This window comes from Gammaproteobacteria bacterium (assembly GCA_016200485.1).
Taxonomy (GTDB): Bacteria; Pseudomonadota; Gammaproteobacteria; order Tenderiales; family Tenderiaceae; genus JACQEP01.
In genome coordinates this window covers 54,605-73,548 of the sequence record JACQEP010000004.1, presented here as the reverse complement: position 1 = coordinate 73,548, position 18,944 = coordinate 54,605, and the positions used below count along the sequence as shown (strand labels likewise).

The 18,944-nt window shown below is 48.8% G+C and carries 21 protein-coding genes; all 21 read left to right on the top strand.

Going from position 1 to position 18,944, the window contains the following annotated elements:
* The 21 genes from fliM (at position 1) to HY272_00820 (ending at position 18,932) form a co-directional block, all read left to right on the top strand.
* A complete protein-coding gene (gene fliM / locus HY272_00920; protein MBI3771257.1) occupies positions 1–996 on the top strand; it encodes a flagellar motor switch protein FliM in 996 nt (331 codons plus the stop codon).
* Positions 997–1,010: 14 nt separating this feature from the next.
* Positions 1,011–1,436 carry a flagellar motor switch protein FliN gene (gene fliN / locus HY272_00915; GenBank protein MBI3771256.1) on the top strand — a complete coding sequence of 142 codons (426 nt, stop codon included), beginning with the start codon at positions 1,011–1,013 and terminating at the stop codon, positions 1,434–1,436.
* An 85-nt stretch (positions 1,437–1,521) separates the two neighbouring features.
* Positions 1,522–1,929: a flagellar biosynthetic protein FliO gene (gene fliO / locus HY272_00910; GenBank protein MBI3771255.1), complete on the top strand. Its 408-nt coding sequence runs from the start codon at positions 1,522–1,524 to the stop codon at positions 1,927–1,929.
* Positions 1,926–2,666 (top strand): flagellar type III secretion system pore protein FliP, encoded by a 741-nt coding sequence (gene fliP, locus HY272_00905; GenBank protein MBI3771254.1) that lies wholly within the window; start codon positions 1,926–1,928, stop codon positions 2,664–2,666. The genes fliO and fliP overlap by 4 nt, the downstream gene beginning before the upstream one ends.
* Positions 2,667–2,669: 3 nt before the next feature.
* Positions 2,670–2,939, top strand: a complete 270-nt coding sequence (gene fliQ, locus HY272_00900) for a flagellar biosynthesis protein FliQ (protein MBI3771253.1) — start codon at positions 2,670–2,672, stop codon at positions 2,937–2,939.
* Positions 2,932–3,726, top strand: a complete 795-nt coding sequence (gene fliR / locus HY272_00895; protein ID MBI3771252.1) for a flagellar biosynthetic protein FliR — start codon at positions 2,932–2,934, stop codon at positions 3,724–3,726. The genes fliQ and fliR overlap by 8 nt, the downstream gene beginning before the upstream one ends.
* Before the next feature lie 2 nt (positions 3,727–3,728).
* Positions 3,729–4,874 carry a flagellar biosynthesis protein FlhB gene (gene flhB / locus HY272_00890; protein MBI3771251.1) on the top strand — a complete coding sequence of 382 codons (1,146 nt, stop codon included), beginning with the start codon at positions 3,729–3,731 and terminating at the stop codon, positions 4,872–4,874.
* Between the two features lie 25 nt (positions 4,875–4,899).
* Complete coding sequence (gene flhA, locus HY272_00885; protein MBI3771250.1) at positions 4,900–6,966, top strand: flagellar biosynthesis protein FlhA; 2,067 nt, start codon at positions 4,900–4,902, stop codon at positions 6,964–6,966.
* Between the two features lie 53 nt (positions 6,967–7,019).
* Positions 7,020–8,195, top strand: coding sequence for a flagellar biosynthesis protein FlhF (gene flhF / locus HY272_00880; GenBank protein ID MBI3771249.1), 1,176 nt, complete (start codon positions 7,020–7,022; stop codon positions 8,193–8,195).
* A gap of 47 nt (positions 8,196–8,242) precedes the next feature.
* Positions 8,243–9,058, top strand: a complete 816-nt coding sequence (locus HY272_00875) for a MinD/ParA family protein (GenBank protein ID MBI3771248.1) — start codon at positions 8,243–8,245, stop codon at positions 9,056–9,058.
* 21 nt (positions 9,059–9,079) lie between these two features.
* Positions 9,080–9,826 carry an RNA polymerase sigma factor FliA gene (locus HY272_00870; protein MBI3771247.1) on the top strand — a complete coding sequence of 249 codons (747 nt, stop codon included), beginning with the start codon at positions 9,080–9,082 and terminating at the stop codon, positions 9,824–9,826.
* Positions 9,827–9,905: 79 nt separating this feature from the next.
* Complete coding sequence (gene cheY, locus HY272_00865) at positions 9,906–10,298, top strand: chemotaxis response regulator CheY (GenBank protein ID MBI3771246.1); 393 nt, start codon at positions 9,906–9,908, stop codon at positions 10,296–10,298.
* 39 nt (positions 10,299–10,337) lie between these two features.
* Positions 10,338–11,069 (top strand): protein phosphatase CheZ, encoded by a 732-nt coding sequence (locus tag HY272_00860; GenBank protein ID MBI3771245.1) that lies wholly within the window; start codon positions 10,338–10,340, stop codon positions 11,067–11,069.
* A gap of 10 nt (positions 11,070–11,079) precedes the next feature.
* Positions 11,080–13,209: a chemotaxis protein CheA gene (locus HY272_00855; GenBank protein MBI3771244.1), complete on the top strand. Its 2,130-nt coding sequence runs from the start codon at positions 11,080–11,082 to the stop codon at positions 13,207–13,209.
* Positions 13,210–13,218: 9 nt separating this feature from the next.
* Positions 13,219–14,280 carry a chemotaxis response regulator protein-glutamate methylesterase gene (locus HY272_00850; protein MBI3771243.1) on the top strand — a complete coding sequence of 354 codons (1,062 nt, stop codon included), beginning with the start codon at positions 13,219–13,221 and terminating at the stop codon, positions 14,278–14,280.
* Between the two features lie 3 nt (positions 14,281–14,283).
* Positions 14,284–15,024 (top strand): flagellar motor protein, encoded by a 741-nt coding sequence (locus HY272_00845; protein MBI3771242.1) that lies wholly within the window; start codon positions 14,284–14,286, stop codon positions 15,022–15,024.
* Positions 15,025–15,132: 108 nt separating this feature from the next.
* On the top strand, positions 15,133–16,221 hold the full coding sequence (gene motD / locus HY272_00840; GenBank protein ID MBI3771241.1) for a flagellar motor protein MotD: 1,089 nt from the start codon (positions 15,133–15,135) through the stop codon (positions 16,219–16,221).
* A 2-nt stretch (positions 16,222–16,223) separates the two neighbouring features.
* Positions 16,224–17,009 (top strand): ParA family protein, encoded by a 786-nt coding sequence (locus tag HY272_00835; protein MBI3771240.1) that lies wholly within the window; start codon positions 16,224–16,226, stop codon positions 17,007–17,009.
* A complete protein-coding gene (locus tag HY272_00830; GenBank protein ID MBI3771239.1) occupies positions 17,006–17,710 on the top strand; it encodes a chemotaxis protein CheW in 705 nt (234 codons plus the stop codon). Before HY272_00835 ends, HY272_00830 begins: the two co-directional genes overlap by 4 nt.
* Positions 17,711–17,792: 82 nt before the next feature.
* Complete coding sequence (locus HY272_00825) at positions 17,793–18,281, top strand: purine-binding chemotaxis protein CheW (GenBank protein ID MBI3771238.1); 489 nt, start codon at positions 17,793–17,795, stop codon at positions 18,279–18,281.
* A gap of 252 nt (positions 18,282–18,533) precedes the next feature.
* A complete protein-coding gene (locus tag HY272_00820) occupies positions 18,534–18,932 on the top strand; it encodes a DUF2802 domain-containing protein (GenBank protein MBI3771237.1) in 399 nt (132 codons plus the stop codon).
* The last annotated feature ends 12 nt before the right edge of the window (positions 18,933–18,944 follow it).

Here is an 18,944-nt window from a genome sequence, read left to right as displayed (position 1 = left end):
ATGTCAGTCAACGATCTACTTTCACAGGACGAAATAGACGCGCTGCTCCACGGAGTGGATGATAATGTAGTACAGGCGGCGGATATGGCCATGGATGGCGACGCCCGTCCATATGATTTTACCAGCCAAGATCGGATTGTTCGTGGGCGAATGCCAACGCTCGAAATGATCAATGAGCGGTTTGCCAGATATTTTAGAACGAGCCTGTTCAACATGTTGCGAAGATCCCCGGAAATTGCAGTAGGGGGAGTCCAGATGCTCAAGTTTGCCGAATACGTGCATAGCCTTTTTGTGCCAACGAGCTTGAATCTTGTTCATATCAGGCCACTACGTGGCACGGCCCTATTTGTATTCGATCCGAAATTGGTCTACATCGTTGTCGATAACTTTTTCGGAGGTAGTGGAAAATTCTATAACAAAATAGAAGGTAGAGAGTTTACACAGACGGAGGGAAGGATTATTGATTTAATGCTCCAGCATGCATTTGGTGATTTGACGAATGCATGGAGTCCTGTATTGCAAGTCGCATTTGAATATCAGAGTTCGGAAGTTAACCCGCATTTTGCAAACATAGTTTCACCAACGGAAGTGGTGGTGATTAGTACATTTCATGTTGATCTTGACGGTGGCGGCGGAGATTTTCATGTAACAATTCCATATTCCATGCTTGAGCCGATAAGAGATTTATTGGACGCGGGTACTGTCAGTGATCGTTCCGAAGTCGATGAGCGGTGGACAAATGCAGTAAAAGAAGACATCCAAGCCGCTGATGTCGATCTGAAAAGCACTCTCGTCGAGACGACATTGACGCTAAGACAAATTCTATCGCTAAAGCCGGGTGATGTAATTCCTGTGGAAATACCGGAGAAGATATCGATTGCTGCTGAGGACGTAGTGATATTTAGGGGGTTGTTTGGTCAGCATCGCGGTAATAACGCGATTAAGATATCAGAGACCGTGAAGCACGTAATGCCTATTTCTAAGATACAGATTTAGTTTAAGGAGTTTGTATGAGTAATGATCAAGTAGGTTCAGGCGAGCAGGATGCTGTGGCCGATGAATGGGCTGCGGCGCTTTCCGAGCAGCAGACGACATCCGAGACTGAAAAGCCGAAGCAGGAATATCAATCCGCCCCGCTCTCTGAGCTCGATGATACAGGTAATCGTGGTTCGAATGATCAGAATCTGGAAGTTATATTAGATATACCCGTAACTGTGTCCATGGAAATCGGAAGGACGAAGATATCAATTAGAAATCTATTGCAATTAAATCAAGGATCCGTCGTTGAGCTTGATAGGCTCGCAGGTGAACCGATGGATGTGCTCGTTAATGGAACTCTGATCGCTCATGGCGAGGTAGTTGTAGTGAATGAAAAATTTGGTATTCGCCTGACGGACGTTATTAGCGCTGCAGAGCGGATAAAGAAACTACGTTGATATCAGTAGGTTGGATAAAAATATGAGTAGCCGTTGTTATAGGGTATTAGTGGCGATATCTCTAATCGTATGCGCATCGGTTTTCATGATTGATCCTGTGCTTGCAGCGGAAGTCACGACTCAGAAGCTACCCAGGGCAACCCCCGAGATTTCGATTGGTGGGCAACTATTTAGAACAATTATTGGTTTGAGCTTTGTAATTGCAGTAATTATTGGCATAGGCTGGCTGGCAAAGCGTTACGGTACATTAAAGATGGGAAGCGATAATGCTCTAATCATCAGAAGTGGAATATCAGTTGGTCAAAAGGAAAGAGTTGTATTGATTGAGATCGGGGATGAGCAAATCCTTGTTGGTGTTGCGCCAGGCAATGTTACAAAACTGCATGTACTCAAAAACAAGGTTGCAATTAATCGTGATGTCTCCACGATGCCCGATGGAGGACAGTTTCTGGATCGCCTGAAAAAAGTGATGAAAGAGAAAGGTGGTCAATGAATATTGTGGCTGTTTTGATATTGATGCTTATTCCAGGGTTGGTATCGGCCCAGACAGGGCTAGATGCGGTCACCGTAACGGTAAATCCAAACGGTAGTCAGACGTATTCGCTCAGTATACAAGTGCTGGCAGTAATGACAGCGCTTACATTCTTGCCAGCGGCAATTCTGGCAATGACCAGTTTTACCAGAATTATCATTGTACTGGCTCTGCTCAGGCAGGCGATCGGGACAATGTCCACACCCACTAACCAAATATTAGTCGGATTGGCGCTGTTCTTGACATTCTTCATCATGACTCCAGTGCTTGAAAAATCATACGCCGATGGTATTGGCCCCTATCTTGATGAAAAAAAGAGTGTGGAAGAGGCATTTCCGGCCGCATTAGCGCCGTTTAAAAAATTCATGTCTAATCAAGTTAGAGATTCGGAATTGAACTTGTTTTCAGAGTTGGCCGGCATTGAGGTGGACGAGAACAAGATGGATGACATTCCAATGACGGTCTTAATCCCGGCATTTATGACGAGCGAGATTAAAACAGCGTTTCAAATAGGATTTTTGATATTCATCCCATTTCTGATTATAGATTTGGTTGTAGCGAGTGTACTGATGGCAATGGGGATGATGATGTTATCGCCGCTTGTTATTTCATTACCGTTCAAAATAATGCTTTTTGTACTGGTTGATGGTTGGGTGTTGATTATGGGTACGCTGGCATCCAGTTTTTATGTGAGTTAGATTATGACACCAGAAACCGTAATGAGTATCGCGGCCGATGCATTGCAGGTGGTAGTTTTGATGGTGCTGGTGATGTTAGTTCCTTCCTTGATAGTGGGTATTCTTGTAAGCGTATTCCAAGCAGCTACTCAAATCAACGAGTCAACGCTGACATTTATTCCAAAACTTCTCACCACTTTCGCCGTGTTGCTTGTTGCAGGGCCGTGGCTGCTTTCTTTGCTTGTAAATTATTTTGAGAGACTGGTTTTGGATATCCCAAACCTAATTGGATGATTATTGGGCCGTAACTATGGTTGTGACAGACGCCATGCTAATACAGTGGATCTCAGCCTTTATGCTGCCTTTTTTTCGAGTGGCGTCATTTGTGGCCGTAGCTCCCGTATTCAGTGTTGGCATGATCCCCGTGAAGATAAAATTAATATTATCCCTTGCGTTAACGGTTGCGATCGCGCCTGGAATTACTGAAACGGCAGCCACTGATTTTTCGAACTCAAGCATTATTTCTTTGATATTTAATCAAGTAGTCATTGGCGTTGCACTGGGGCTTGTCTGCCAGATCATTTTTTCGGCCATTATAAATGGGGGACAAATTATCGGTATGCAAATGGGTCTTGGTTTTGCCCAGATGATGGATCCGCAGACGGGGGTTAGTGTTCCGGTCATTGCCCAGTTTTATAACATTATGGCGATTCTTCTGTTTATATCGATTAATGGGCATCTGGCAATTGTTGGCGTGTTGTCGAGTAGTTTTGATCTGATTCCTGTTACAGGTAGTTTGTTAACTGAGAAATATCTATCAATCGCCACTTTCGGTACCTGGATATTTGCGGGCGGGATCATGATTGCCTTGCCAGCAGTGACAGCGTTGCTGGCAATCAATATTGTGCTCGGTGTGGTTACGCGTGCGGCTCCCCAAATGAATATTTTTGCAATTGGATTTGTGATCACAATTATGGCTGGATTTGTGATCATGCTTGTGACATTGCCAATCACATTTTCTCAAATGGTAGCTATGTTCGATCAGTCTACGGAAATGATGATGAGTATTCTGAGTGAATAGTAATGGCTGAATTCGACGGCCAAGAACGTACAGAACAACCCACTGAAAAACGCCTATCTGATGCAAAGGCGAAGGGGCAGGTGGCGAGATCGCGTGATCTTGGCACGACCTTGGTTCTTGTGTCGTCAGCAATAGGTTTGCTGGTGTTCGGAGGAATGATTATCAACGCACTCGCAGGCATTATGCGCACAAGCTTGACTCTTGATAAATCGCTTATTTTTAGTGATACATATGGAATACAGCTGTTCCTTGAGAGTATTCAAGTAGCTTTATTAAGTCTAGTTCCATTGGCGGTAATCATCCTCGTAGCCTCAATCTATGGCTCCACCGCCCTAAGCGGCTGGATTTTTTCGACAGAGGCTTTGGCTTTTAATTTTTCAAAGCTGGATCCTATTTCTGGGATAAAGCGGATGCTTGGTTTGAATAGCCTGGTTGAGGCGGGAAAAGCTTTTTTAAAGCTTCTATTGGTAGGTAGCGTTGGAATATTTGTTCTGTGGGTAAATACCGATGAAATGCTTGGCCTTGGTAAGCTATCGTTGGAGCATGCAATGGCATCGTCAGTGCAGGTTCTGGGATGGGTGTTTCTATGGGCAAGTTTGCCAATGATATTAGTGGCTGCGGTGGATGCGCCCTATCAGTTATGGAGCTTTCATAAGCAGCTTCGGATGACGCACGAAGAAATTAAGCAGGAACATAAGGAAACGGATGGTAGTCCAGAAATTAAGAGGAAGGTAAAGCAAATTCAGCAACAGATAGCAATGCAGCGAATGATGCAGAAAGTGCCTCAGGCCGATGTTGTCATCACGAACCCTACGCACTTTTCCGTTGCAATCAAGTATGACCAGAAGAAGATGCGGGCGCCCATTGTTGTTGCAAAAGGAGCTGATTTGGTGGCGTTCGAAATCAGACGTATAGCTCAAGGAGCTAATGTTCCAATCTTGTCAGCACCGCCATTGGCAAGGTCGATCTATCACCATACTGAACTGGATCAAGCAATTCCCGAAGGTTTATATGTGGCAGTCGCACAGGTATTGGCCTACATCTATCACTTAAAGAAGACTGGCTTCAGGTCATCGAAAAGGGAATTGCATGATTTGCCCATCCCGGACGAGTATGTGATTCCTGGAAATACCAGCGTAGCAGAATAGGAGTGGCAGTATGGCACAGACAGACATGACTGCGATGATTGTTTCTGGAGCCAAGCGTGGTCTTGGTATACCTATCATTATACTATTGATGCTGGCAATGATAGTTGTGCCATTGCCACCAATCATTCTTGATATGTTGTTTTCCTTCAATATTTCACTGGGTATCGTGGTTTTGCTTGCAGTTATTTATTCAAAGCGGCCGCTTGATTTTGGTGTGTTCCCTACAGTCATCCTGCTGACAACATTGATGCGGCTTTGTCTCAATATTGCAACTACACGTGTAATTCTTTTGGATGGTCATACCGGGACCGCAGCCGCCGGACATGTTATTGAATCCTTTGGCGAGTTTGTGATTGGCGGTAACTATGCGGTTGGTCTCGTGGTATTTGCCATCCTTGTCATTATCAACTTCGTTGTGGTTACCAAAGGTGCTGGTCGTGTGTCAGAAGTCGCGGCTCGTTTTACCCTTGATGCCATGCCTGGCAAGCAAATGGCGATAGACGCCGATCTTAATGCCGGTATCATCGGTCAAGAAGAAGCTAAAGCGCGGCGTAGTGATGTGGTACGTGAGGCAGACTTTTATGGTTCTATGGATGGTGCCGGGAAATTTGTGAGAGGTGATGCGGTTGCCGGTATTTTAATTCTGTTTATCAACATTATCGGCGGTCTTGCGATTGGTATTTTACAGCACGATATGGCTTTTCAAGACGCGTTGCGAAATTACACCTTGCTGACTATTGGTGATGGCTTGGTAGCCCAGATTCCTTCCTTGGTGTTGTCCGTCGCCACGGCAATTATTGTTACCCGTGTTTCCTCCGAACAAGATATCGGTGATGAAATTGTCTCGCAGCTGGTCGACGATCCTCGGGCATTGGGGATTTCTGCGGGGATTCTGGGAACGATAGGCGTGATACCCGGAATGCCGAATTTCGCATTTTTATCATTCGCTGGACTCGCGGGGGCAGGGGCATATTATATGGCCCGCAAAAAGGTTCGTGGCGCTGCGAAGAAAGATGTTGAGCAGCAGTCCATGACGACTGTTCAGCCTGAAGTGAAGGAATTGAGCTGGGATGATGTTGTACCTGTAGATACGGTGGGTTTGGAAGTTGGGTATCGATTGATCCCATTGGTCGATAAAAATCAGGGCGGCCAACTGATGATGCGCATCAAAGGTGTGCGTAAGAAATTGACGCAGGATCTTGGATTCTTAATTCCTGCTGTGCATATTCGAGATAATTTGGAGTTATCTCCAAATGCGTACCGGATTATTGTGTTAGGGACTACAGTCGGGCAGGGTGATATTTATTCCGATCGGGAATTGGCGATTAATCCAGGTCAAGTGTTTGGACGCATTTCGGGAATTCCTGGGAAGGATCCAGCATTTGGATTGGACGCAGTGTGGATCGAGCCTGCTCAACGCGATGAAGCGCAGACCATGGGTTATACCGTTGTCGATCCAAGTACCGTCATTGCCACGCACCTCAGTCATATTCTGACGACACATGCCCATGAATTGCTGGGACGAGAAGAAACCCAGAAGTTGTTGGATAGTCTTGCCCGGACTTCCCCCAAACTGGTGGAAGGATTGGTGCCGGATATTCTGCCGTTGTCAGTGGTGGTCAAGGTCTTGCAGAACCTGTTGGAAGAAGGCATTCCGATTCGCGATATGCGGCGCATCGCCGAAACCTTGGCGGGCGAGGGGACTAAGAGTCAAGACCCTGCCGTTTTGACGGCAGTGATCAGGGTTGCGCTAGGGAGATCAATTGTACAGAAAATCAATGGGTTAGTGAGAGAGTTGCCGGTAATCACTTTTGATCCTAACCTGGAACAGATATTGCAAGACTCAGTTAGGACAGCGGGTAGTGGCGGTTTGGGATTGGAACCAGGTTTGGCAGAACGAATGTATAAGTCCTTGGCGGAATCGGTTCAACGGCAGGAAATGCAAGGACAGCCTGCGGTGTTGCTGGTAACAGGAGTACTTCGTAATGTGCTGGCACGTTTGTTACGTAGTTCAATTCCGTCACTGAGAGTGCTGTCGTATAACGAAATACCAGATGATACTCAAATAAGAATTGTGGCGACTGTCGGGTAGAACGCGTGAGGTTGATGATGTGCGGAATCCCTCGGTTGGCTCAGGAGTAAGAGATGAAGATAAAACGATTCCTTGGCACTGATATTCGGCAGGCGATGCGCAAAGTACGTGAATCATTGGGCGAGGATGCTGTAATTTTATCAAACAAGCGGGTGAATGGTGGCGTGGAGGTGATCGCAGCCGTTGACTATGACGAGTCGGCGATTTATGACCAACAGCCGGGCGTTGAGAATGCAACTTCGCAGAATAGTGCGCGTGGCCAAAATCAGGAACCGGTCAAACCAAAAGTGGTATGGAGTCAGGAGCCTACATTGTTGGAAATGAAGGGCGAGTTGCGTTCGATGCGTGGACTATTGGAAACACAGCTTGCAAACCTGACAGCGGTTGATTTTGAAGTTAAGCATCCATTGCAGCATCAAATGCAGCAACGGATGTCAAAGCTGGGATTTGGTAAAGCGCTTTCCTCCCAATTGATAGAGAAACTGCCAAACGAAGGAAATATCGAGGATTTATGGCGCCGCATGTTGGGAAAGCTGGCGATTAATGTCAAGGTTACCGATGACGATATCTTAACCAATGGTGGCGTAATAGCGCTGATAGGCCCGACGGGCGTTGGCAAGACAACTACTATCGCCAAACTTGCGGCCAGATTCGCCTTGAGATTTGGGAATCGATCGGTGGCGTTGATTTCCACGGACAGTTACAGAATCGGGGCGCATGAGCAATTAAAGGCATATGCACGTATTCTTGATGTGCCATTCAAATTTGTTAATACCCGGGCCGGACTTGATGATGCACTGGCCGCCTTTTCCGATCGCAGGTTGGTATTAATTGACACTGCGGGAATGAGTCAGCGCGATATGCGCCTGAGTAAGCATCTTGAGTTATTGGGATATGATCGTGCCGAGGTGGCTACTTATCTTGTGGTTTCCACGACATCGCGGTTGTCCGGTTTAAACGACGTTGTTGCGACATATAAGAAGTTTAATGTTAAGGGTTGCATTCTGACCAAGATAGACGAAAGTACTTGCTTGGGGAGTGCGCTAGATGTGGTTATTCGCCATAACTTACCTGTGGCCTATGTCAGTGATGGTCAGCGAGTGCCAGAGGATTTACAGCCTGCTCGTTCTCATACGCTTGTCAGCCGGAGTGTAGTAATCATGCAGGATAATGCAGATCTGCTTGAAGATGGTATTCCTATGCACAGTGCGGGAGAGGCGGGTGGTTAATGTTAATGAGTGAAGCGCAGATGGATCAGGCCACTGGCCTAAGGCGAATGTCGAATCCCCATCCCGTGCGTGTGATTGCGGTGACCAGTGGTAAGGGGGGAACCGGAAAAACCAATGTCTCGGTAAATCTTGCGGTATCGATGGCCAAAGAAGGCAAGAAGGTTATGTTGCTGGATGCTGATCTTGGGTTGGCGAATATAGATGTGATGTTGGGGTTGTATCCAAAATACAATCTTTCCCATGTGATCAAGGGTGAAAGAACCTTGGAGGAAATTGTCGTTCATGGGCCAGATAATATTTGGGTGATTCCGGCGTCTTCGGGGACACAAATGATGGCGGAGTTGAGCCCGGCACAACATGCGGGTGTGATTAAAGCGTTTAGTGAATTGAGTGGTGATATTGATGTTTTGATTATTGATACGGCCGCAGGCATTTCTGACGCGGTGGTGAGTTTTACCCGCGCGGCACAAGAGGTGATCGTAGTGGTATGTGATGAACCGACGTCGATTACGGATGCCTACGCACTTATCAAGTTATTGAATCGTGATTACGGGCTTCAACGCTTTAGAATTTTGTGTAATATGGTCATTGGACCCCAAGATGGTAGGGAATTGTTTAACAAACTGGTCAAGGTCGCTGACCGGTTTTTAGATGTTACCCTGGAATTTATTGGGGCAATTCCCTATGACGAGTATTTGAAAAAGGCTTTACAGAAACAAAAACCAGTGGTGGATGCCTATCCCAGAAGCAAATCGGCGTTAGCATTTAAGGCTTTGGCTAAAAAGGCCGATAACTGGCCTATACCAAGGACTGCTGGGGGACATCTGGAGTTCTTTGTCGAAAGGTTGATCCAGAGCGCATGATGAACGTTTGGGGGCACCACAATGAATGGACTCGCGATGTACAGTGCTATGCAATCGAAGACTAAAAATGTAAAGGAAGAAATCGTTAACCAGCACGCACCGCTCGTGAAGCGGATTGCTTACCATTTGATGTGCCGGTTACCTCCCAGTGTTCAGGCGGACGACCTGATTCAGGCAGGTATGATTGGCCTGTTGGAGGCGGCCCGGAATTACGATTCCAAGCAAGGTGCCAGCTTTGAAACCTATGCCGGTATCCGAATTCGTGGCGCGATGCTGGATGAAATCAGAAAAAATGATTGGGCGCCGCGCTCGGTGCATCGCAAAGCCAGAAAAGTAGCCGAAGCAGTGCGTCAAATCGAGAATATGAAAGGCCGCGACGCACGCGATAACGAAGTCGCCGATGCGCTCGACATGTCGTTGGATGAATACCATCAGACACTACAGGCTGCCAGCGGTTACTTGATGCTCAGTTTTGACGATCTTGGCACCGATGATGAGGCAGTGGCGATTCACTTGGCTGATAACGGCTCTGCCAGCCCGTTTGATGGATTGCAGCGCGACGATTTTAAGCGTTCCTTGGCAGAGGCGATTGCAGGATTGCCGGAGCGCGAACGTTTGGTCATGACGCTTTATTATGATGAGGAGTTAAATTTGCGTGAGATCGGCGCCGTTTTGGGGGTGAGTGAATCCCGGGTCAGCCAGATTCATAGTCAGGCGCTTATTCGTCTCCAGGCCCGGCTGGGGCACTGGACAGGCAAGGAAGGCTAAAATTTTTGCCGTTGGTGCAGATATTTATATTTAAGAGCAGGGTACTAACGGAAAGAAATTGGTAAACGGAGGTTCGATTTTGGACAAGAATATGAAAATTCTCATTGTGGACGATTTCTCGACAATGAGAAGGATTATCAAAAATCTGCTTCGCGATCTCGGATTTAATAACACCCATGAGGCAGACGATGGTCAGACAGCATTGCCCATGCTGCAGGTGGGAAAATTCGATTTTCTGATTACAGATTGGAACATGCCTGGCATGCAGGGGATAGATTTGCTCAAGGCGGTGCGCGCCGATGCCAACTTGGCCAGTTTGCCGGTATTGATGGTGACTGCCGAAGCGAAGCGCGAGCAGATTGTCGAGGCGGCACAAGCGGGTGTCAGCGGGTATGTTATTAAACCGTTCACTGCGGCAACGCTCAAGGAAAAAATTGACAAAATATTTGAGCGTATTGAGGCGAATGGCTAGTTATTGGTTATGCAGAACCCACGACTCCAAGGTTAAATAATGACCAATCAAAATAACAATTATTTTCTGGAACAAGCCAAGCTTCTGGTACAGCAACTTGAATCCGGTGATGAGGTTGGTGCGGCACGCTCGATGGATGCGTTATCGCCACTGCAGGAATCGCACCTATTTCAAGAGCTAGGAAAACTGACGCGTGAGCTGCATAGCACGCTAAATAATTTTCAGCTTGATTCGCGCATTGCTGGGCTGACTGAAAAGGATATTCCTGACGCTAAAGAACGTCTCAATTATGTCATTGTGATGACGCAGCAGGCGGCGGATAGAACACTGACCTCTATTGAAAAGCTGCAACCGCTTACCGATGAACTTGGTTCGCGATCTAACGCATTGCAGAAAGAATGGGATAGATTCCAGCGCCGCGATATGCAAGTAGAGGAATTTCGTAAGCTCAGTAAGGAGCTGGAAACGTATTTTCAATGGCTGGGTGAGAATGTGCCTGCGATTCAGGGAAATATCTCGGATATCATGATGGCGCAGGATTTTCAGGATCTGACCGGCCAGATTATCAAACGTGTCATCAATCTGGTGCAGGAAGTAGAAGGCAGTTTGGTGGAATTAATTCGTATTACGGGTAGCCAGATTGTGAAACCTGTCGAGACTAGTAATGAGCGTGATATCACCGCTCAGGGGCCAGCGGTGCCAGGTATCGATAAAGGGGTGGTCAAGGGCCAGGATGATGTAGATGATCTGCTGTCGAGCTTAGGGTTCTGAGGCGCACCATATGGCAATCGATCTAAACGATGAGATATTACAGGATTTTCTTGTCGAGGCGAGTGAGATCGTGGAAAAGCTGGGCGAACAGCTGGTTGAACTTGAGCAGCGCCCGAATGACAAAGATCTGTTAAATTCCGTTTTTCGTGGGTTTCATACCGTCAAGGGGGGCGCCGGATTTCTTAATTTAACTTCGCTGGTGGCAGTATGTCATCGTGCTGAAGATGTATTCAATTTGCTGCGTCAAGGTGAGCGCAATGTTGATTCCTATTTGATGGATGTCATCCTGAGGGTGGTAGATGTTGTCAATGGGATGATGGATAGCATTAAAAGCGGTGTTGATCCTGAAGACGCAGATCCCTCTCTTTTGCAGGCATTAGAGGATTTGAAGGCGCCTGGTGCAGCAGCGCCTGCGCCGGTTGTTGAAGTAGAGATGGTAGCGGCACCTGTGGTAGCGATGCCGGCATCAGTCGCCAGTGAGGCCCCCGCGAGTGATGAAATTACAGACGACGAATTTGAATCGCTGCTGGATCAGTTGCAAGGTAAGCCTGGTGCAGGCAACCCTGCTACTGTGCCTGCAAGTACCGCTGTGGTACCGGCTTCTGATGAAATTAGTGAAGATGAATTTGAGGCTTTGCTGGATAAATTGCATAGTAACTCGGGTGCGACAGCACCTGTTGCGGCCAAACCCACACCTGCTCCAGCACCCAAAGCAGCGGCATCAGATGAGATCACGGACTCTGAATTTGATGCGTTGCTTGATGAGTTGTCAGCAAATCGCAAGGCGGGAGCGGCTACGCCTCCCGCTGCTGTGCCGGTTGAGGCAAAGCCTGCACCTGCGCCCGCAGCATCGGCACCGAAACCGGCTGCTGTTGCGGCGGCGCCAAAGCCCGCCGTTGAGGATAAATCTGCGTCTGAGACGGATGAGCATGACAAGAGCAAGGCCGCTGCGGCTTCAAAAGAGGCTGCTGTAGAAACTACGGTTCGTGTCGATACCAAGCGCCTGGATGACATCATGAATCTCGTTGGCGAGTTGGTGTTGGTTCGAAACCGCATGTCGACGCTGCGAAGCACTATGGCTGATGAAGAAGTTACAAAAGCCATTGCCAATCTCGATCTGGTGACTTCCGACTTGCAAACCGCAGTGATGAAGACGCGGATGCAGCCGATCAAGAAAGTGTTTGGCCGTTTCCCGCGCGTGGTACGGGATTTGGCGCGCAGTCTTAAGAAAGAAGTCAATCTCGAGTTGCATGGTGAGGAAACCGACCTGGACAAGAATCTGGTGGAGGCCCTCGCCGACCCGCTGGTTCACCTGGTGCGTAATGCAGTCGATCATGGTGTGGAATCGCCGGATGAGCGTGTGGCAGCAGGAAAACCACGGGCGGGGACGGTGGTGTTGTCAGCAGAACAGGAAGGCGATCATATTCTTCTTACTATTGAAGACGATGGCAAAGGTATGGATCCCGAAGTTCTGCGGCGTAAGGCGGTGGAAAAAGGGATGATGGATGAAGATGCCGCTGCGCGTCTCGATGATCGTGCCTGTTTCAATTTGATCTTTGCACCAGGCTTTTCCACCAAGACTGAAATCTCGGATGTATCCGGGCGCGGTGTGGGGATGGACGTAGTTAAAACGCGTATCGCACAACTCAATGGCGCCGTTGAAATTGATTCTCTCAAGGGTCGAGGCAGCCGGATTGTGATCAAGTTACCGTTAACCCTGGCAATCATGCCGACATTGATGGTAGTGCTGGGTAAGCAGATTTTTGCGTTCCCGCTGGCGAATGTGAATGAGATATTTGATCGTGAGTCGGCCAGGATCAGTACTGTCGATAGCAAGGATGTGGTGGTCATTCGTGACCGAGCGGTGCCATTGGTACATCTTGGCCGCTGGTTGGTGAATGATCCGAGTTATGACAGTCGTTCGGTTCAGGGTTATGTCGTAATCACCACCGTGGGTACCCAGCAAATTGGATTTATTGTCGATAACCTGGTGGGACAGGAAGAGGTCGTCATTAAACCTTTGGGTGCGCTTTTGCATGGAACAAAGGGTGTGTCTGGTGCGACGATTACTGGCAATGGGGGCATAGCGTTGATTTTGGATATGCCAGGTTTGATGGAAGCCTACGCCCATACGATTTAGGAGAGTTTTATGCCAGTGCGGGTCTTAGTGGTCGATGACTCGGCATTCTTCAGAAAACGATTGACAGAGATACTGTCGAGCGATAGCCATATCGAAGTTGTCGGCGCGGCCAGTAATGGCAAGGAAGCGGTAGATCAGGTCGCGAAATTAAAACCTGATGTGGTGACCATGGATATCGAAATGCCGATCATGGATGGCATCAGTGCTGTACGGCGCATTATGGAATCCACACCGACGCCCATATTGATGTTTTCATCGCTGACAACCGAAGGGGCAAAGGCAACCTTTGATGCCTTGGATGCCGGTGCCGTCGATTTTCTTCCAAAACAAATGGAGGAAATTTCCTCCGATCGCGAGACAGTCAAGCGACAGTTGTGTGCGCGTGTGCGTTTAATCGGGGCGCGGGGATTGGCGAAGTCTAGTGCTGTGAAGACCCCCAAGAAACCTATGCCAGCGATGCCTGTTGTCACCCCATCGGTGAAACCAGCGGTGCGCAAGGGTAAGTATCGGTTGGTGGCGATAGGTACCTCGACCGGTGGGCCGGTGGCATTGCAAGAAGTATTGACGCAGTTACCCAAGAATTTTCCTTTGCCCATTGTTTTGATTCAGCATATGCCGTCCACATTTACGCCGGCATTTGCAGAACGCTTGAACAAGTTATGCCAGATTGCAGTTAAAGAAGCGCATGATGGCGACGTTCTGACTCCAGGGACAGCATTTCTGGCGCCGGGTGGCAAGCAAATGTTGATTGAAGCGCAACACAGTGGTGCGCCACATATCAGAATTATTGAGGCTGAGGCCGGACAGACCTACAAACCGAGTGTCGATGTTACGTTTACCTCTGTGGCGGGTGTTTATGACGGTGATGTCTTGGCCGTAGTACTCACCGGGATGGGGGCAGATGGACGTGAGGGTGCGCGCGTACTCAAACAAAAAGGAGCGACAGTGTGGGCGCAGGATGAGGCATCCTGTGTCATCTACGGCATGCCAGCGGCGATTGTAGAGGCGGGGCTTGCGGATCGGGTGGTGTCATTGAAAGACGTGGGATCAGGGTTGGTGGAATCGGTTTAGGCCATGGATATACTCACCATCCTCGGTGTAGCACTTGGCCTGGGCGCCATACTCGGTGGTAACGCGTTGGAAGGCGGTCACATTGGGTCTTTGCTACAGCTGACCGCATTTTTGATCGTGGCGGGGGGGACAATCGGAGCAATATTGGTCCAAACGCCGATGTCCGTCTTCTTGCGTTCACTGACCATGCTGATGTGGATGGTGTTTCCGCCCAAGGTGGAAGAGAAGGGCGCCATCGAGAAGATTATTAGCTGGAGTAGCATTGCACGCAAGGAAGGGCTGTTGGGTTTGGAGTCCTTGGTTGAAGCGGAAACCGATCTCTTTGCCCAGAAAGGCTTGCAATTGCTGGTGGATGGTAGTGAGCCAGAGGCCATTCGCAAGATTCTGGAGGTCGAAATTGGCACCAAGGAACATTTCGATACCCAGGCCGCCAAGGTTTATGAAGGTATGGGAGGATATTCTCCAACCATCGGGATTATCGGTGCGGTCATGGGTTTGATCCATGTCATGAATAATCTTGCTGATCCCAGCAAGCTGGGTTCAGGGATTGCGGTGGCCTTCGTGGCGACGATCTATGGGGTCGGCATGGCCAATTTGTTCCTGTTGCCGATTGCGAATAAGCTAAAAGGTCTGATTCACAAGCAAACGCAGTTTCGAGAGATGCTGATCGAGGGCATCATTTCCATCGCCGAAGGTGAAAATCCGCGCAGTATCGAGACCAAACTCCAGGGATACTTGCATTAGTGATAGGGATAATATAAATCGGCGCCGTAATAGGCACGTATCTTGCACCATTAATGAATGGTCGACATTTTGACAGCCATTGTCCAGGAAGATGGCGAGCAGGAATACATGGCACGCAAGAAAAAGCACGAAGAACATGAAAACCACGAACGTTGGCTGGTTTCCTATGCCGACTTTATTACCCTCCTGTTTGCCTTTTTCGTGGTGATGTATGCCTTGTCTTCGATTAATGAAGGTAAGTTTCGTGTCTTGTCCCAGTCTTTAATCTCGGCTTTTCATGCGGCACCCAGAAGCTTGGAACCGGTGCAGGTAGGGACGCCGATTACGGCGCCTCAGTCCCCGTTTGAAAGTGTGCGGCCCGATCCAACCACCGCTCAGTTAATACGAGTCCCGGTTCAACAACAACGAGAACTCAGAACGGCAGGGGGTAAGGCGTCCGAGTTGCAAAAGGACAATATGAAACGCATCTCGCAAGATAAAAAAAATGCGCAGGATACCAAGAAAGAGAAAATGAAACGTATCTCTCAGGACATGCAAAAGGCTCTCAGTCAGTTAATCGATAAGAATCAGGCCAAAATTAGTCAGAGCGAAGATAGGATTGAAGTAGAAATCAACTCGGCTGTGTTATTTGCCACTGGTAGCACACATATTCAGCCGGAAGCCGTGAAGGTGTTAACCGACGTGGGCGGAGTGTTGAGTAAATTCGAAAATCCGATCAAGGTCGAAGGCTATACGGATAACCAGCCCTTCAGGAGTTCAGAATTTCGATCAAATTGGGAACTTTCGGCTTCTAGAGCCGCCAGCGTTGTACATCTGTTCGATGATGTTAAGGTGGCGCCAGAGCGCATGATGGCTATAGGCTATGGTCAATACCGGCCGGTGGCGGATAACAATCTTCCAGAAGGTCGTGCCCGGAATCGCCGGGTGAAAATAGTGATTTTGTCAGAAGATATGCAATCGCCGGGTGATGAGAGTGAAAAGGCGTTACCAGCATTGCCACAGGCCAATATTGATCTTGATGCACCGCCGAAGGTGGACCAGTTGCTGACTACGCGTGAGCAAGCGAAGCCGACACCGACGCGGGAGGATCAAATGAAATCGGTGATGGATCAGCTTAAGGCCACTGATTCAATGAAAAAGATCGAAGAGCGGGCTCCGCAAACGCCTGCCCAACAAGCTCCGGTAAAGAGTAGATAGCGATGAAAGTGATCGCCATTGCCAATCAAAAGGGGGGTGTGGGTAAAACCACAACAGCGGTTTCGCTGGGTGGTTTGCTGGCAAGGGCGGGGCAACGCACTTTACTGGTGGATATCGACCCGCATGGTTCTTTGACCTCTTATTTTCGCTATAGCCCGGACGATCTGGAAAAGAGTGTATATACTTTATTTCAGGATACTCACATCAGTCCGCAAAGCGTGATTCTGCCAACGCGCTTTGATCGGTTGCGATTGTTGCCAGCGTCAATGGCGTTGGCAACATTGGATCGACAGCTGGGGACCAAGAGCGGAATGGGCTTGGTCATTAAAAAGGCGCTGACTCAACTCAGTGACCAGTTTGATTACGCAGTCATTGATTGCCCGCCGATGTTAGGCGTCTTGATGGTCAATGCCCTGGCGGCGTGTGATCAACTGGTGATTCCAGTGCAAACAGAGTTCCTGGCATTAAAAGGATTAGAGCGGATGGTAAATACATTGACGATGATCACGCGTTCGCGCAGTGTCAAGCTGCCTTACTTGATCGTGCCAACGTTATTTGATCGGCGGACACGTGCTTCGACAGATGCGTTGCAGACATTGCGTGAGCGTTATGCGCCGGATTTATGGAACTCAGTGATTCCTGTAGATACGCAATTCCGGGAGGCCAGCAAGGCCGGTATTCCATTACCGATGATGGAGCCGGGTGCACGCGGAGTTGTTGCCTATCAGCAGTTGCTGGAAGCCCTGAAACTGAATGAGAAAAATGTGACCCGAGCGGTAGCGATATGACGGTGCTTGAAAAACAGGCGGTTGGACAATTGCTTGCGCAGGATCTGGCGCTCAAGGTTTATATCGATGCTTTGCTGGATGATGTTACTGAAGTCGCCATTACGTCTATACCCGCCTTGCAGGTGGTTGAGAGCCAAATGGTTCCGGTGGCTTCATCGCAAGTCGTAGTTGGGCAAAAATCAGAAACTAACGCAGTGGAAGTGGAATTGACGTATCCCGCATGGGCGGACAGTCAATTCGATTGCGTCTTATATAAGGTAGCCGGGGCGCTGACGTTGGCGGTGCCCTTGATCGAACTGAATGGTATTGTGAGATGGAATAATCAAGTGACCGCCTTGCCAGGACGTCAGGATTGGTTTCTTGGGTTGATGCCGGTGCGGGGGCGGCAGGTAAAGGTGATTGATGTGGCCCGCCTCGTGATCCCCGAGCGTCATCGGGCGCGTGAGGCCTTGGCGCAGTCACGTCCCTTCACACACATCATCCTGGTGGGCAATGGCGAATGGGGACTGGCCTGTGAAAGTATGGGTAAGGTCCTAAAATTGACACGTGACAAGATACGCTGGAGAAGGGATAGGAGCCAGCGGCCATGGCTGGCCGGGATGTTGATCGACCAAATGTGCGCCCTGCTGGATGTCGAGCGCCTTATCGGATTAGTGAGTCCGGGTACAACTAAAGAAACTCGTCGCGGAGACGACATATGATCTGTAGGGACTGGTCTCAGAGATCGGTCTGCGCTGTTTGTGGGGGGGTAGCTACCTCTAAGGATTGTGGGAGCACACGTTAATGAGCATAAATCATCAGTCGCAGGCACAAGCACAGGATAGTGAAGTAACTCAATGGGTTACCTTTCGCCTGGGGGAAGAAACCTTCGGTATTAATGTCATGCAGGTACAGGAAGTGTTGCGCATGACGGAAATTGCGCCTGTCCCCGGTGCGCCGGATTATGTACTCGGGATTATTAACCTTCGCGGAAATGTGGTTACGGTAGTGGATACCCGCAAGCGCTTTGGGTTGGATCAAAAAGAATCAGATGACTCCACCCGGATTGTGATTATTGAGGCCGGGGAGCAGGTAGTGGGCATCCTGGTCGACAGCGTGGCGGAAGTGGTTTATCTCAAGCAGAACGAGATCGAGAGTGCACCGAGAGTCGGCAACAATGAGAGTTCGCGCTATATTCAAGGGGTCGCTAATCGCGATGACGGTTTGTTGATTCTGGTGGATATTGATAAATTGTTGACTGACGAAGAATGGAAGGAGTTTTCCAGTCTGTAGGGACGATTCATGAATCGCGCTTATCACTTAAGTACCACGTAGGGATACTAATGTTTAATGGCCGAGATTGATAATACACCTCCCGTTGGACCCACTTGGCCCCAGAGACCGTTACGACCCATTGATGACAAGGAAAAGTCGCAGCAGCCACCGCGACAACCCCCAAAAAAGCAACCACCCAAAAAAGACCAAGGGCCGCGCGATGATGGTCAAACGGGGATCGATGAATATGCATAGCACAGGATTTTTGCGATGGATACGATAAGTGCCATCATTGTATTTTCGTTAATTGGAGTGTTGTTGCTGGGCGGGATGATCCTGATTCGGCGGCAGCGACGGTTGAATCGTGAATTAAATTCGGCATGCCTGCGCATCAAGGTGATTGAAAACGAATTGCGGGCTTTGTATGCCGGTGCGGCGGGTGTGGGTACACATCTGGCGCGAGTGGAGTCCAAGTTGGGTAATCTCTCCTATCGTCAGGATCAAATGGATGTGCACGATCCCTCGGTACAGACCTACAATCAGGCCATTGAAATGGCTCAGCGCGGTGCGTCAGTTACTGATCTGATGAAACGCTGCCATTTGCTGCGCGAAGAGGCGGAGTTGCTGGTGCGGTTGCATGGAACATCGGTAGCAGAAGAACTGGTCTGACAGCTTGTTGAA

What these genes read in the sequence shown, in the direction of transcription:
- fliP (MBI3771254.1), top strand. Translation starts at nt 1,926, where the DNA reads ATGAATATTGTGGCTGTTTTGATATTGATGCTTATTCCAGGGTTGGTA.
- HY272_00825 (MBI3771238.1), top strand. Translation starts at nt 17,793, where the DNA reads ATGAGCATAAATCATCAGTCGCAGGCACAAGCACAGGATAGTGAAGTA.
- flhB (MBI3771251.1), top strand. Translation starts at nt 3,729, where the DNA reads ATGGCTGAATTCGACGGCCAAGAACGTACAGAACAACCCACTGAAAAA.
- HY272_00830 (MBI3771239.1), top strand. Translation starts at nt 17,006, where the DNA reads ATGACGGTGCTTGAAAAACAGGCGGTTGGACAATTGCTTGCGCAGGAT.
- fliQ (MBI3771253.1), top strand. Translation starts at nt 2,670, where the DNA reads ATGACACCAGAAACCGTAATGAGTATCGCGGCCGATGCATTGCAGGTG.
- HY272_00820 (MBI3771237.1), top strand. Translation starts at nt 18,534, where the DNA reads ATGGATACGATAAGTGCCATCATTGTATTTTCGTTAATTGGAGTGTTG.
- fliN (MBI3771256.1), top strand. Translation starts at nt 1,011, where the DNA reads ATGAGTAATGATCAAGTAGGTTCAGGCGAGCAGGATGCTGTGGCCGAT.
- HY272_00845 (MBI3771242.1), top strand. Translation starts at nt 14,284, where the DNA reads ATGGATATACTCACCATCCTCGGTGTAGCACTTGGCCTGGGCGCCATA.
- fliO (MBI3771255.1), top strand. Translation starts at nt 1,522, where the DNA reads ATGATTGATCCTGTGCTTGCAGCGGAAGTCACGACTCAGAAGCTACCC.
- HY272_00875 (MBI3771248.1), top strand. Translation starts at nt 8,243, where the DNA reads ATGTCGAATCCCCATCCCGTGCGTGTGATTGCGGTGACCAGTGGTAAG.
- flhF (MBI3771249.1), top strand. Translation starts at nt 7,020, where the DNA reads ATGAAGATAAAACGATTCCTTGGCACTGATATTCGGCAGGCGATGCGC.
- HY272_00860 (MBI3771245.1), top strand. Translation starts at nt 10,338, where the DNA reads ATGACCAATCAAAATAACAATTATTTTCTGGAACAAGCCAAGCTTCTG.
- HY272_00855 (MBI3771244.1), top strand. Translation starts at nt 11,080, where the DNA reads ATGGCAATCGATCTAAACGATGAGATATTACAGGATTTTCTTGTCGAG.
- fliM (MBI3771257.1), top strand. Translation starts at nt 1, where the DNA reads ATGTCAGTCAACGATCTACTTTCACAGGACGAAATAGACGCGCTGCTC.
- flhA (MBI3771250.1), top strand. Translation starts at nt 4,900, where the DNA reads ATGACTGCGATGATTGTTTCTGGAGCCAAGCGTGGTCTTGGTATACCT.
- motD (MBI3771241.1), top strand. Translation starts at nt 15,133, where the DNA reads ATGGCACGCAAGAAAAAGCACGAAGAACATGAAAACCACGAACGTTGG.
- HY272_00850 (MBI3771243.1), top strand. Translation starts at nt 13,219, where the DNA reads ATGCCAGTGCGGGTCTTAGTGGTCGATGACTCGGCATTCTTCAGAAAA.
- HY272_00835 (MBI3771240.1), top strand. Translation starts at nt 16,224, where the DNA reads ATGAAAGTGATCGCCATTGCCAATCAAAAGGGGGGTGTGGGTAAAACC.
- HY272_00870 (MBI3771247.1), top strand. Translation starts at nt 9,080, where the DNA reads ATGAATGGACTCGCGATGTACAGTGCTATGCAATCGAAGACTAAAAAT.